Source organism: Streptomyces cylindrosporus (genome assembly GCF_022698165.1).
GTDB classification, from domain to species: domain Bacteria; phylum Actinomycetota; class Actinomycetes; order Streptomycetales; family Streptomycetaceae; genus Streptomyces; species Streptomyces cylindrosporus.
In genome coordinates this window covers 176,000-189,557 of the sequence record NZ_JALDAY010000016.1, presented here as the reverse complement: position 1 = coordinate 189,557, position 13,558 = coordinate 176,000, and the positions used below count along the sequence as shown (strand labels likewise).

Sequence of the window (13,558 nt, the reverse complement as noted above, 5' to 3'; positions counted from 1 at the left end):
TGTTGCCGTAAGGACGGTGTGTGAGGACAGCGCGTCCCCCTCTCGGGGGGCGGGGAGGGGAACGCGCTGTCGGGTCGGGTCAGCGGATCGGGCGGTGGACGTTCTCCTTCTTCGACGGGCCGGGGTCGGCCTCGGCGATCCACAGGCCCTCGCCGGACGGGTCGACGATGCCCTCCTCCAGCCATTCGTACGTGCCGGACATGACGCCCTTGACGACCTTGCGGTCGAGGTCGTCGGTGTTGTTCCACAGGCGCCCGAAGAGTTCCTCGACGCGCAGCCGGGACTGACGGCAGAAGGCGTCGGCGAGCTGGTAGGCCTCGCGGCCGTGGTCGCCCTGGCTGCGCAGGAGCTCGGCGCGGACACAGGCCGCGCTCATCGCGAAGAGCTCGGCGCCGATGTCGACGATCCGGCCCAGGAAGCCCTGCTTGGTCTCCATCTTCCCCTGCCAGCGGGACATGGCGTAGAAGGTGGAGCGGGCCAGCTTGCGGGAGGTGCGTTCGACGTAGCGGAGGTGCGGGGAGAGGTCGACTCCGTGTTTGAACTCGCCGTAGGAGTACGGGAGTTGACCCTGTCCCGCGACGAGCTTCGGCAGCCACTTCGCGTAGAAGACGCCCGCGTTCGCGCCCGCCTTCGCCTTGTCCTGGAGGGACTTCTCCGGGTCGATGAGGTCACCGGCGACGGACAGGTGGGCGTCGACGGCCTCGCGGGCGATCAGGAGGTGCATGATCTCCGTCGAGCCCTCGAAGATGCGGTTGATCCGGAGGTCGCGCAGGACCTGCTCGGCGGGGACGGCCCGTTCGCCGCGGGCCCGCAGCGACTCCGCCGTCTCGAAGCCGCGGCCGCCCCGGATCTGGACCAGCTCGTCGGCGATCAGCCAGGCCATCTCGGACGCGTACAGCTTGGCGAGGGCGCCCTCGATGCGGATGTCGTTGCGGTCCTCGTCGGCCATCTGCGAGGACAGGTCCAGTACGGCCTCCAGCGCGAAGGTCGTCGCCGCGATGAAGGAGATCTTCTGGCCGACGGCCTCGTGGTGGGCGATCGGCTTGCCCCACTGCTCACGCGCCGCCGACCACTCGCGGGCGATCTTCAGGCACCACTTGCCGGCGGCCACACAGGAGGCGGGGAGGGAGAGCCGGCCCGTGTTGAGGGTGGTGAGCGCGATCTTCAGGCCCGCGCCCTCCGGGCCGATACGGTTCGCCGCCGGGACGCGGACCTGGTGGAAGCGGGTGACGCCGTTCTCGATGCCGCGCAGGCCCATGAAGGCGTTGCGGTTCTCGACGGTGACGCCGGGCGAGTTCGTCTCGACGACGAAGGCGGTGATGCCGCCCTTGTGGCCCTCGGACTTCGGGACGCGCGCCATGACGACCAGCAGGTCGGCCACGACACCGTTGGTGGTCCACAGCTTCACGCCGTCGAGGACGTAGTCGTCCCCGTCCGGTACGGCCGAGGTCGCGAGGCGGGCCGGGTCGGAGCCCACGTCGGGCTCGGTGAGCAGGAAGGCGCTGATGTCGGTGCGGGCGCAGCGCGGCAGGAACTGCTCCTTCTGCTCGGTCGTGCCGAACAGCTTGAGCGGCTGCGGTACGCCGATCGACTGGTGCGCCGACAGCAGCACGCCGATCGCCGGGGACGCCGAACCGGCCAGCGTCAGCGCCTTGTTGTAGTACACCTGGGTGAGGCCGAGCCCGCCGTACTTGGTGTCGATCTTCATGCCGAAGGCGCCGAGTTCCTTGAGGCCGTTGATGACCTCGTCGGGGATGCGGGCCTCGCGCTCGATGAGGGCGCCGTCGACCTTGGTCTCGCAGAAGTCGCGGAGCTTGGCGAGGAACTCCTCGCCGCGCTGGGCCGCCTCGTCGGTCGGCATGGGGTGCGGGTGGACCAGGTCGAGCCGGAAGCGGCCGAGGAACAGTTCCTTGGCGAAGCTGGGCTTGCGCCACTCCTGTTCCCGGGCCGCCTCGGCCACCTGGCGGGCCTCACGTTCGGAGACGGTAGGGCGTCCAGCAGATTCTGTGGGGCTTGCGGACATGAGGCTCACCTCGCCGCGAATCGGGATCTCGGACCGTAATTGGTTACCGACGGGTGCTACTCGATCGTATGTACCCGATCCGGGGCGAGCCCACCACCCTTCGCGCGCCCGTTCAGCCGATGTTGACGGAGTACGACTTCGTGTCCAGGCGGCCGGTTCCCTTGAAAACCTCGGTGCCGGACTCGATGCCGGAGACGTACTTGTCGTTGGAGAGCAGCTTGCGCCGGACGAGTGCCTGGGTGAAGTCGTCCAGGTCGAGGGTGGCGCTGGTGGCGTTCGCGCGGCGGACGAAGGAGTACACGTTCCAGCCGATGTCCCCCTGGTAGATGTCCCACATCGCCCCACCGAGGCTGACGCTGCCGTACTTGGTGCCGAGGGGGCCCGCGCCGCCCTGCCGGTTGAGCCAGATCATGATCTCGTCGGTGGGCTGGTCCTGCCAGTCCGCGGTGTTCTTGGCGTGCAGCCACAGGTCGTACGAGACGTTCATGGTGCCGGGGCTGGACGGGAGGGAGAAGTCCCAGGTGGCGGTCACCTTCTTGCGGTCGCCGACCCGGATCGGCAGCCCGGTCGTCGCCTTGTCGACCTTCCAGCCCCAGTGCCAGCCGAGCACGGTGCTCGCGTACGACTTCACGTCGTAGTCCTTGCCGGTGGAGCTGTTCGCCAGGCTGTAGTCCGTGCCCCACGAGATCGTCGAGCCCGACCGGGAGTTGGCCCACACGCACTGGGTGCCCGTGTACTTCCCCTCGTTCCAGAGGTTGTTGTTCACGTAGTACTTGCCGAGGGTGATCGTGTCGAAGGCGGTGCACTCCTTGTCGGTCTCGCCGGCCTGCGCAACGGTCACGCCGGCCGCCGCCGCGAGGGCGACCGCGGAGGCGAGGAGGGTCTTCCTCTTCTTGGACAGGCGCGGTCTGCGGTGTTGCATCGGGGGTCCTTCCGGGGGACGGTTCGTCTACGACCTCTACGGCCTCTCAGTGGCCGCCGACCCCGCCGGAGGTTGCCCCCCCCACGGCACCGACACCCTCGTAAGAGAATTGCTGTCGAAGCGCTTCGACAACCTATGGACACCCACGCCCGCCAGAGCTAGTGTCGAACCACCCTCACACCCACCCCTATACGCAACGCGCACTGTCGAAGCGCTTCACACCGCTGGGAGAGCTGGATGGTCACCCTCGCCGAGGTCGCCCAGCACGCCGGAGTCTCGGCGAGCACGGTGAGCTATGTCCTCAGCGGCAAGCGGTCCATCTCCGCGACCACCCGGCTGCGGGTCGAGCAGAGCATCCGCGAACTGGGCTACCACCCGAACGCGGGCGCGCGGGCCCTGGCCAGCAGCCGTTCCAACATCATCGCCCTGATGGTCCCGCTGCGCACCGACATGTACGTACCGGTGATGATGGAGATCGCCATCGCGGTCGCCACCACGGCACGGACCCATGGCTACGACGTCCTGCTGCTGACCGGCGAGGAGGGCCCGGACGCCGTGCGCCGGGTCACCGGCAGCGGGCTCGCGGACGCGATGATCCTGATGGACGTCGAACTGGACGACGAGCGGCTGCCGTTGCTGCGCGGCACCGACCAGCCGTCCGTGCTCATCGGGCTGCCGGCCGACACAACCGGCCTCACCTGCGTGGACCTTGACTTCAGGGCCACGGGCGCGCTGTGCGTGGAGCACCTGGCGATGCTGGGCCACCGCGACATCGCTGTCATCGGCGAGGCACCGGCCGTCTACGAGCGGCACACCGGCTTCGCCGAGCGCACGCTCGACGGACTCCGGTCGCGTGCCCAGGAGTTGGGGGTACGGCTGCTGCACCGGCCGTGCGAGGGCGGGTACGACGCGATGGCCGTCACGCTCGCCCGGATCCTCGACGAGCGTCCCGGGACGACCGGGTTCGTCGTGCAGAACGAGTCCGCCGTCGAACCGCTTCTCGCGCTGCTGCGGCAGCAGGGCCGGGCGGTCCCGGAGGACGTGTCCGTGGTGGCGATCTGTCCGGACCAGGTTGCCGTGCAGGCCTCGGTGCGGCTGACGTCCGTGGCCATCCCCGCGCAGGAGATGGGCCGTTACGCCGTGGAGCATCTGGTGGCCAAGCTCGACGGGCGCGGGACCGACGAAGTCGTGCTGATCGCACCGGAGTTGACGGTGCGGGCGAGCACGGGCCCGGCGCCCGCCCGTGCTTCCTGACCCGGTACTTCCTGAACCCCGTTCTTCCCTTCACCCCGCTCTTTCTGACCCCGTTCTCTCGCGTGCCCTGTGGGGCACCCTCATGTCTTCGGGAGCACTCCTCGTGAACCAGCCTGCCGAAAACCGGACTCAGGTCAGCCTGGCGCAGTCCTCGCCCACCGTCGGGACGTTCCGTGAGCGGGACGGGGCGCTGGAGTGGAGCGGCCGTCAGGAGACGGTCCGGATCGAGCCGTGGGGTCCGGACGCGGTCCGGGTCCGGGCGCGGCTCGGCGGTCCGATCCTGGAGGGGCTGCCGGGCGCACTGTTCGACACCGCCCCGGCCACCGAGAGCAGCGTCAAGATCGGTGACGGGGAAGGGCAGTTGACGGTCGGCGCCCTGACGGTGGAAGTGAGCGCCGAGGGCCTGGTCCGCTTCCTGCGCACGGACGATCGCAGCGAGGTGCTCGCCGAGGAGCGGGCGCACTTCTGGTGGCCGGGGTCGCGGCTCTACACGGCGGTGGGCAACGGCCACCACCGGCTGGAGCAGCGGTTCGCCGCATACGAGGGCGAGAGGCTGTACGGGCTGGGGCAGCACCAGCACGGGCGGTTCGACCAGAAGGGGCTGGTGCTCGACCTGGTGCAGCGCAACGCCGAGGTCGGCATTCCGGTGCTGTCGTCGAGTCGCGGCTACACACTGCTGTGGAACAACCCGGCCATCGGGCGGGTGGAGCTGGCGGGCAACGGCACCCGGTGGGTCGCCGACTCGGCCCGGCAGATCGACTACTGGATCACGGCGGGGCCGCCGGCCGACGGCCAGCGGCGCTACAGCGCGGTGACCGGGCGTACGCCGATGCTGCCGGAGTGGGCGGCGGGGTTCTGGCAGTGCAAGCTGCGGTACCGCACGCAGGACGAACTCCTCGGCGTGGCACGGGAGTACAAGCGGCGGGGGCTGCCGATCGCCGCGATCGTCTGCGACTTCTTCCACTGGACGCATCTGGGCGAGTGGAGGTTCGACCCGGCCGAGTGGCCGGACCCGGCCGCGATGGTCCGTGAACTCGACGAGCTGGGCATCAAGTTGGTGGTCAGCGTCTGGCCGTCGGTGTCCCCGCTGAGCGAGAACCATCCGGTGATGGAGCAGCGCGGGTACTTCATCGGCACGCAGTACGGGCCCATGGCGCACGCGGACTGGCCGGACAAGGAGGTCGCGTCGACCGTCCAGGTGGCGTTCTACGACGCGACCAACCCGGACGCGCGGGAGTTCGTGTGGTCGAAGGTACGGGACAACTACCTTGCGCCGTACGGCATCACGGCGTTCTGGCTGGACGCGTGCGAACCGGAGCTGAAGCCGGGGTTCCAGGAGAACCTGCGGTACTGGACGGGGCCGGGACTGGAGGTCGGCAACAGCTATCCGGCCGAGAACTCCCGCACGTTCTATGAGGGGTTGAGGGCCGAGGGGGAAGAGGTCATCACCCTCAACCGGTCGGCCTGGGCGGGCAGTCAGCGGTACGGCGCCGCGTTGTGGTCCGGCGACATCGGGACGGACTTCGCCACCCTGCGGCGGCAGATCGCGGCCGGGCTCAACACCGCGATGTCCGGGATCCCCTGGTGGAACACGGACATCGGCGGCTTCCACGGCGGGGACCCGGACGATCCGGCGTACCGCGAGGTGATGGTCCGGTGGTTCCAGTTCGGGGCGTTGTCGCCGTTGATGCGGCTGCACGGCTTCCGGGATCCGGGGATGCCGCTCGGGCCGGACATGACCGGCGGCCCGAACGAGGTGTGGTCGTACGGCGAGGAGGCCGGGGCGATCCTGGAGCGGTACCTGCGGCTGCGGGAGCGGCTGAAGCCGTATGTGCTGGAGGTCATGCGGGAGGCGCACGAGGAGGGGCTGCCGGTGATGCGGCCGCTGTTCCTGGAGTTCCCGGAGGACCAGGGGGCCTGGGGGGTCGACGACTCGTACCTCTTCGGGCGGGACCTGCTGGTCGCGCCGGTGCTGGTGGCCGGGGCGACGGCCCGCACGGCCTATCTCCCGGCGGGGGCGACCTGGACGGACGCGTGGACCGGGCGGACGTACGCGGGCGGCGCGGCGGTGACGGTGGACGCACCGCTGGACCGGATCCCGTTGTTCTTCCGGGACGAGGCGCGGCTGCCGGTCAGGGACTGAGCCGGACGGGTCGGCCCTCGCGCGAGGGCCGACCCGGTTGCTCAACTGCTGCTGACGCTCTCGCTGTTGACGGTGAAGTCCAGGCCGCCGGACGACGAGGTGATCTCGAAGCCGAACTGGAGGTCACCGATGGTCACGTTGCCGAACCAGCCCTTGGTGTCCTTGATCCACTTCAGGATCGGGAGGATGTTGACGGTGCCGGAGGACGAGTTCGAGGTGCGGACGAAGGAGAACACGTCGTTGGCGCCGTTGTTGCCCTTGTAGACGGTCCAGGTGTGGCCGCCGAGGGTGAGGGTGCCCTGCGAGGTGCCGAGCGGGCCGACGGCTCCGGTCTTGTTGACCCAGAGCATGATCTCGTAGTCGTAGTTGGTGTCCCAGATGTCGTACGACGTGTTGTACGCGCCGGACGGCGGCACGGTCACGTTGTAGCTGCTGGAGAGCGAACCGAGCGAGGTGATCGACTTGTTGATCACCTTCTTGGCGTTGGGGTAGGACTTGATGCCGCCGGTGTTGGGGTGGTTGGCGTTGACGCCCCAGTTGGTGCCGGAGTTGGCCCAGATGCACTGGCTGCCGGCGCCGGAGCCCCAGATGTTGTTGTAGAGCGTGTAGCCGTTCAGGGTGGTGCTGCCCCACTGGTCGCAGGAGCTCCAGACGGCGGCCGAGGCGGGGGCGGAGGCGAGTCCGACGGTGGCGCCGAGCGCGAGGGCGGGGGCGACGATCGCCATCGTGATCCGCTTCTTCAGCGTGCTTGTTGCCATGGTGTCCCTTCCATGGGTGGGGGGAATTGCGCGGGTTACCACGTCCCCAGGGCGAGGACGTGGTCTTCTCCGGCGACCAGGTCGAGCGGCCGGGCGCCGGAGGAAGTCCGGAGTTCGACGCGGTGGGTCCGGGTGGGGCGGATCACCGCGGTCGCTTCGTGCGGGCTCCAGGTGAGGTCGAGTTCGGCTCCGAACCGGGTGCGGACGCCGAGGAGTCGGCCGTTCGGGTAAGCGGCCGGCAGTGCGGGCAGCAGGACCAGCCGGTCCGGGGTGGACTGGACGAGGGACTCGATGATCACGGCCGGCAGGGTGTGCGCGGCGTCCGCGTTGTAGACGTCGAGGTGCGGGTAGTGGGCGCTCATCAAGGAGGCGTGGAAGAAGTCGCCCTTGAGCACCTGGCCGAGCGCGTGCGCGACCCGTTCGCCGTCGCGGAGGCGGGCGGCGACCAGGGCGTGGTGCAGATGGCCGTGGGCGGAGTCGTTCTCGGCGCCGCGCAGTTCGAGGGCGCGGTGGGCGGCGGCCGCGAGCTCCGGGGTGTCGTACGGGTTGATCTCGTCGAGCGGCCAGACCCCGTAGAGGTGGCTGAGATGGCGGTGGTCGTAGGTGTCGTCGAGGCCCGGCCAGGCCCATTCGGCCAGCGCGCCGTCGGCGTTGATCCGGTGCGGCGGGAGCCGCTCGGCGAGGGCACGCCGGCGGTCGGCCTCCGGGGTGCCCGGGTGGTATTCGGCGCCGGTGAGCAGCGCGTGCCGGGCGGCCGAGAGGTCCATGGCCGCGTTGATCGCGCCCCAGCTCGCGTTCGCCGGACGGTTCTCGGGCGAGTAGGAGGGGACGACGACCAGGTTGCCCTCCGGGTCCACCCGGGTGAGGAAGTCCTCGTAGAACAGGGCCACTTGGCCCAGCGCGTGAGCCGTCCGCGGACTCCTCGTCCCCTCGGTCTCGTCGTGGTCGACGATGGGCTTGAGCAGCCAGTCGGCGCCGGCCGTCCACAGGTGCAGCGGGTATTCGCGGCTGAAGTGGTACGACAGCCCGGACTCGCCGTCGGTGTGGGCGGGAGCGACGACTCCGCGGCAGCCGAAGACCGTGCGGGCGTTCTCGGCCCAGTCGTCGAGCTGACGGTCGATCAGAGAGGCGAGGGCGGCCGTCACTTCGGGCAGGGCGGCGGCTGCGGCGGACGCGGTCTGGAGGTTGACGTTGGCGTCGTTGGTGAAGGCCGCGGACCAGGCGGTGTCCCAGTCGCCGGTCCACAGACCGGTGAGGCGGGGCGGGTTCAGACCGCTCGCGGAGAGCAGGTGGTAGCGGCCGGCGGCGAAGAGACGCTCCAAGAGGGCAGGGCTGTCGGGGCGAGTGAGCAACTCCGAGCCGGGGAGGACGCGTTCGGCGGGGTCGGCGGCCAGGTCGAGGGTGACGCGTTCGTAGGCGGTGCGGTGGAGGGGGGTGTGGCGGGCGAGGAGGGCGGTGTACGGGTCGGGGGCGGACGGTGCAGTCGGGTCGGCCGGGGGTTCCGTCGCCGTGGCTTCCGCCTCCCCCAGCAGGTCGTGCAGGGTGCGTGCGTGAGGGGCGGTGTCCAGCTCGCCCGTGTGGCGCAGGACGCGGGTCAGCAGGAGCACCGACCGCGCGCCGGTGACCCGTACCCCCGGGGGCGTGACCGTCGTACGACCGCCGCTGACCGCGACCAGCGTCAGGCCGGTGTACGCCGTCTCGCTGCCGGGGTAGCGCACGCGCAGGGTGAGCAGGGCGCCCTCGGGCGTGAGCACTGCGCCGTCGCCGACGGCCAGGTCGGCGGGCGCGCCCGGGAGGCGGGGATCCAGCGCGATGTCCAGGTCGCCGCCGGTGATGTGCTGGACGATCACGTCGTCCGCCCGCGACACGAAGACGCGGCTGCGCCGACCCTCGCACTCGGCCTCCACCACGCCGGTGGCGAAGTCGACGGAACGGCGGTAGCCGCGCGGGTCGTCACCGGCGGGCCTGCGCAGCCGTACCTGGAAAGCCGGGTGGAAGGGCTGCACCCACTGGAGGTCACGGCCGTCGGTGAAGGTCTCGGCGGCCTTCAGTTCGCCCGCGAGCAACTCGTCCTGAAGGAGGGGGAGTTGAGCGGCGAGCCGCGGCGGGCGGGCGCTCTCGCCGCCGTTGGGGCGGACGAGGGCGTGATGGGTGACGACCACGCGCTCGTCGTTCGGATCGCCGAACACGAGGGCGCCGTGATGGCCGTTGCCGCTCAGGAAGCCGTCCTCCCAGCGGGTGGCGGGACGGGGTTCCCAGGTGCCGTGGATGTGGTTCATGGGCGCAACACCATCACGCCGTACCGGCCGAGCGTGACCTCACCCTCGACGGTCGCCCCCGTCAGCAGGTCCTGGTGGCTGCCCGGCACCTCGACGGTCACCGACTCGCGCCCGTGGTTGAGCACGAAGAGCAGGTCGCCGCGGCGGACCGCCTCGACCTGGTCGGGCAGCCCGTGCAGCACGGGCCGGACACCGGCCCCGTCGGCGACCTGGGCGAGCAGGGTGCGCAGGGCGTGCGGCTCGGGAAGCGTGGAGACGTACCAGGCACGCCCGTTGCGCAGCACGGCGGGCAGCCCGCCCAACTCGCCGCCCTTGTAGGCGACTTCGACCGTACCGCCGTCCCCCTTCTCGATCTCCTCCGACCACAGGGTCCCGCGGAAGCCGTCGGTCTCGACGGTCTCCCCCTCGTCCAGCGGCCACCACTCGTGCAGCGTGCGGATGCCGAAGAGCCCGCGCAGCCGGGCGTCCATGCCGCCGGTCCGCACCCGGTCGTCCTGGTCCGCGACGCCGGTCAGGAAGCCGGAGACGAGGGTGCCGCCGCCGCGGACGTAGGCGAGGAGGTTGTCTATGGCCGGGTCCGTGAGGGCGTACAACTGCGGGACGACGACCAGCTTGTAGGCGCTCAGGTCGTGTTCGGGGTGGGCGAAGTCGGTGGTGAGGTGGGCCTGCCAGAGGGCGCGGTGCCAGGCGGTGAGTACGGCGGTGTGGTCGACGCGGGTGGAGAGGCGGCCCTCGTGGGCGCCGGCCCACCAGGAGTGCCAGTCGTGGAGGACCGCGATGTCGTTGCGCGTATGACTGCCCGTCACATGCCCGCCGATCCGACGGAGTTCGGCACCGAGCCGCTTGACCTCCTGGAAGGTGCGGCCCTCCTCCCCCGCGTGGCCGACCATCCCGGAGTGGAACTTCTCCGCGCCCTGCCGGGACTGCCGCCACTGGAAGTAGCAGACGGCATCGGCGCCGCGGGCGACGGCCTGGAGGGACCAGAGACGGTTGAGGCCGCGCGGCTTGGGGTGGTTGACGCCCCGCCAGTTGACGGGGCCCGCCGCCTGCTCCATCAGCATCCAGGGGCCGCGGGCCTGTGAGCGGGTCATGTCCTGGACGAGCGCCCCGTGTTGGGCGCCGAAGGGATCACGCGGGTCGGGGTAGAGGTCGACGGAGACGACGTCCTCCTCCTCCGCCCACCGCCAGGCGTCCTGACCGGCCCACAGCGGCATGAAGTTGGTGGTGACGGGGATGTGGTCCGGGCTGTGCCGCCGCACGATGTCACGCTCGGCGACGTAACACTCCAGGAGCATGTCGGAGGTGAACCGTTTGAAGTCCAGCACCTGGCCGGGGTTCTTCAGATAGTGGGCGCGGCGGGGTGTGTGGACCTCCGCCCAGTCGCCGTAGCCCTGACTCCAGAAGGCCGTGCCCCAGGCGGAGTTGAGGGCGTCGAGGGTGCCGTACTTGTCCCGCAGCCACTGCCTGAACCGGGCGGCGGCCTCGTCGCCCCAGTCGTAGGTGCAGTACTCGTTGTTGATGTGCCACATGACGAGGGCGGGGTGGCCGCCGTAGCGGGCGGCGAGGTCCTCCGTGATCGCGGCGGCGTGGCGGCGGTACACGGCGCTGGAGTGCGAGAAGTGCTGCCGGCCGCCCCACCACTCGGTGCGGCCGTCCTCGTCGACGGGGAGGGTCTCGGGATGCAGCCGGCCCAGCCAGGGCGGGGGCGAGGAGGTGGGGGTGGCGAGGACGACGCCGATGCCGTTCGTGTGCATCAGGTCCATGAGCCGGTCCAGCCAGCCGAACTCCCGCTCCCCCGGGCGTGGTTCGAGCTTCGCCCAGGAGAAGACGCCGAGGGTGACGGAGTTGACGCCGGCGTCCTTCATCAGACGTACGTCCTCGTGCCAGGTCTCCTCGGGCCACTGCTCGGGGTTGTAGTCACCGCCGAAGAGGATGCGCCCCCGGGTGGCGTCGGCGAGGGAGGCCGCCTTGCCGGGGCCCATCAGACGGGCTCCCCGTACTGGATCCCGCGCCCGTTGGTGGCGAGGTAGACGCGCCCGTACACCCGCGGGTCCCCGACGATCGTCTCCCCGATCCACCCCCACTGGTGCCGGTCGTCGTTGATCCGCACCCAGCTCTTCGCGCCGTCGTCCGAGCGGTAGACGGCCGTGACGGCCTCCGTCGAGCCGACCTGGTAGATCGCCGGAAAGTCGGCCCCGTCGGCCGCCTTCCCGAAGCCGAGGGTGTACGAGGCCCGGCAGCTGTCGACCTTCGAGAAGGTGGCCCCGCCGTCGGTGGACCGGTACAGCCCGTTCTCCTTGGCGCTCAGCCACAGGTCGCCGGACCGACCCGGCGCCGCGACCAGCTTGAACTGGCTGTCGCCGGAGGGCAGCCCGGACACACGTTCGGTGAAGGTGCGGCCACTGTCAGTGCTGGCGAGTACTTTTCCCGTATCGGTGTCGTACGCGTAGAAGAGCGTCGGGTCGGCCGGGTCGGCGACCGGCGTGGCGCCCTTCGGGAAGGAGGAGATCTCGGTCCAGGTGGTGCCGTTGTCGTCCGACCGGTGGGCGGGGTACTTGGTCCCGTCCCAGTGCACGAAGGACCACAGCAGCACGCCGCCGTCGGCACTGGCGGCGATCGGCCCCGGTGCGTCGTGGGCGATGGAGGGCTGGGCAGCGAAGGGCGCCCAGGTCCGGCCGCCGTCGTTCGAGTACGCCCCGTTGCCGTGGTCGCCCCACCCGGTGCGTACGACGTACGCCGGCCTGCCCGCGGCCTGCGCGAGCCCCGTCGCCGACCCGAACACGGGGTTCGTGGCCATGCCGCGGGCCGGCGAGGCCGTGAGCCGCTCGTGGTACATGACCCCGATGTCCCTGGACCCGCTCAGCAGGTGCGCCTCCCCGACCGGGGGCGACACCAGCTGCACCACGGAGGCCTCTTCCAGGCCGCGGATCCACGGGGCCCAGTGGGTCAGGTCCCGGGTGCCGTAGAGGGTGGCCCCGGTGCCGTACACGACGTGCCGCGAGTCGTACGGGTCGACGGCGACGGCCTGGATCCACCAGCCGAACTTCGGCTTGTCGTCCCCCCAGTCGAGATAAGGAGTCTCGGACACGTCGAAGACGGCCGCGTCCTTGAGGGACGTCCAGGAGCGACCGCCGTCGGTGGTCCGGAAGAGCGTGTCGACGTCCGCCCACCGGTTGTTGGTGGAGACGACGACGGTGCCGGCCCGCCGGGCATCGACGGCGACGCCGCCGTACCCGAAGGCGTCACTGCCACCCGGCACCACGGGAGTGACGTCCGTCCAGGTGCCGGTGGCCGTGCCCAGCTTGTGCACGCTTCCGTCGGACTGCCCGTTGGGCCCGGGGGCGTCGGCGTAGCTGACGTACAGCTCACGGGCGTGACCGTCATAGGCGGCCCGCACCGGCACCTTGGCGGAGACGCCGGTGGGCTGCCCGGGAACGGCCTCCCATCTCTCCCCGTCGGCGGTGCGGAACAGATTGGTGGAGCTCCCGTCCCCGTCACCCCACCCGGCGTACAGGGTGCGTCCGGCGGCGACGAGGAGGGTGACGCCCTGCCCGGAGGCGGACGGCACGCCCGGAAAGCCACTCGCGGCTGCCCAAGTTGCGCCCCGGTCCCTCGACTTGAGCAACCCGTCGTGTCTGGTACCGAGCCAGAGGGTGTCCCTGTCCCGAGGATCGACGAGCAGCCGCTCGCCCATGCCCCGCCCGTCCTCGTTGGCCCCGAGCTTGACGCCCAGATCGGCACGGGCCCAGGTCGCCCCGCGATCGTCGGACCGCAGCACGGCTCCGTTGCCGGCCCAGGACTGGGCGTAGGTGCCGAGGGCGAGGTAGAGCCGGTCCGGGTGCGCCGGGTCCACCGCCATGGCCTCGACCCCGAGGAGGTTCCAGTCGTCCCAGCCGAGATGATCGATGAGGGGGATCCAGCGGGCGGCCCGGTCGTCCCAGCGGTAGGCGCCGCCGATGTCAGTACGGGCGTAGGCAAGGCCGCGCACGGAGGGGTGGAAGAGGACGCCGGTGATGAATCCGGTGCCGCCGATGACGGCGTTGCGCCAGCGGTAGGTGGGGGCGGTGACGTCATCGGCAGCCTGCGCGCGCCCTTCGAGGGGCGGCAGCGCGGCGATCGCGGCAGCGGCCACGGTCCCGGCGAGGACGGTGCGACGACTCAGACGGGACGCGAACATGA

At 70.7% G+C, this 13,558-nt stretch carries 8 protein-coding genes; 2 read left to right on the top strand and 6 right to left on the bottom strand.

Annotation, left to right across the window (positions count from 1 at the left end; genetic code table 11):
* Window positions 1–79: 79 nt before the first annotated feature.
* Both MQP27_RS42975 and MQP27_RS42970 read right to left on the bottom strand, forming a co-directional pair.
* Window positions 80–2,023 carry an acyl-CoA dehydrogenase family protein gene (locus tag MQP27_RS42975; protein WP_242775796.1) on the bottom strand — a complete coding sequence of 648 codons (1,944 nt, stop codon included), beginning with the start codon at window positions 2,021–2,023 and terminating at the stop codon, window positions 80–82.
* Between the two features lie 112 nt (window positions 2,024–2,135).
* Window positions 2,136–2,945 (bottom strand): GH12 family glycosyl hydrolase domain-containing protein, encoded by an 810-nt coding sequence (locus MQP27_RS42970; protein WP_242775795.1) that lies wholly within the window; start codon window positions 2,943–2,945, stop codon window positions 2,136–2,138.
* Window positions 2,946–3,182: 237 nt separating this feature from the next.
* Between MQP27_RS42970 and MQP27_RS42965 the strand changes: the two genes are divergently transcribed.
* Window positions 3,183–4,199 (top strand): LacI family DNA-binding transcriptional regulator, encoded by a 1,017-nt coding sequence (locus MQP27_RS42965; protein WP_242775793.1) that lies wholly within the window; start codon window positions 3,183–3,185, stop codon window positions 4,197–4,199.
* Window positions 4,200–4,302: 103 nt separating this feature from the next.
* On the top strand, window positions 4,303–6,342 hold the full coding sequence (locus MQP27_RS42960; RefSeq protein WP_242775791.1) for a glycoside hydrolase family 31 protein: 2,040 nt from the start codon (window positions 4,303–4,305) through the stop codon (window positions 6,340–6,342).
* A gap of 41 nt (window positions 6,343–6,383) precedes the next feature.
* Here MQP27_RS42960 and MQP27_RS42955 read toward each other — a convergent pair whose 3' ends face one another.
* The 4 genes from MQP27_RS42955 to MQP27_RS42940 are packed head-to-tail and all read right to left on the bottom strand — an operon-like array spanning window position 6,384 to window position 13,556.
* On the bottom strand, window positions 6,384–7,100 hold the full coding sequence (locus MQP27_RS42955) for a glycoside hydrolase family 12 protein (protein ID WP_242775788.1): 717 nt from the start codon (window positions 7,098–7,100) through the stop codon (window positions 6,384–6,386).
* 35 nt (window positions 7,101–7,135) lie between these two features.
* On the bottom strand, window positions 7,136–9,379 hold the full coding sequence (locus MQP27_RS42950) for a glycosyl hydrolase family 95 catalytic domain-containing protein (RefSeq protein ID WP_242775785.1): 2,244 nt from the start codon (window positions 9,377–9,379) through the stop codon (window positions 7,136–7,138).
* Window positions 9,376–11,361, bottom strand: a complete 1,986-nt coding sequence (locus tag MQP27_RS42945; protein ID WP_242775782.1) for a beta-galactosidase — start codon at window positions 11,359–11,361, stop codon at window positions 9,376–9,378. Before MQP27_RS42945 ends, MQP27_RS42950 begins: the two co-directional genes overlap by 4 nt.
* A complete protein-coding gene (locus MQP27_RS42940; RefSeq protein WP_242775779.1) occupies window positions 11,361–13,556 on the bottom strand; it encodes a sialidase family protein in 2,196 nt (731 codons plus the stop codon). Before MQP27_RS42940 ends, MQP27_RS42945 begins: the two co-directional genes overlap by 1 nt.
* Window positions 13,557–13,558 lie beyond the last annotated feature (2 nt).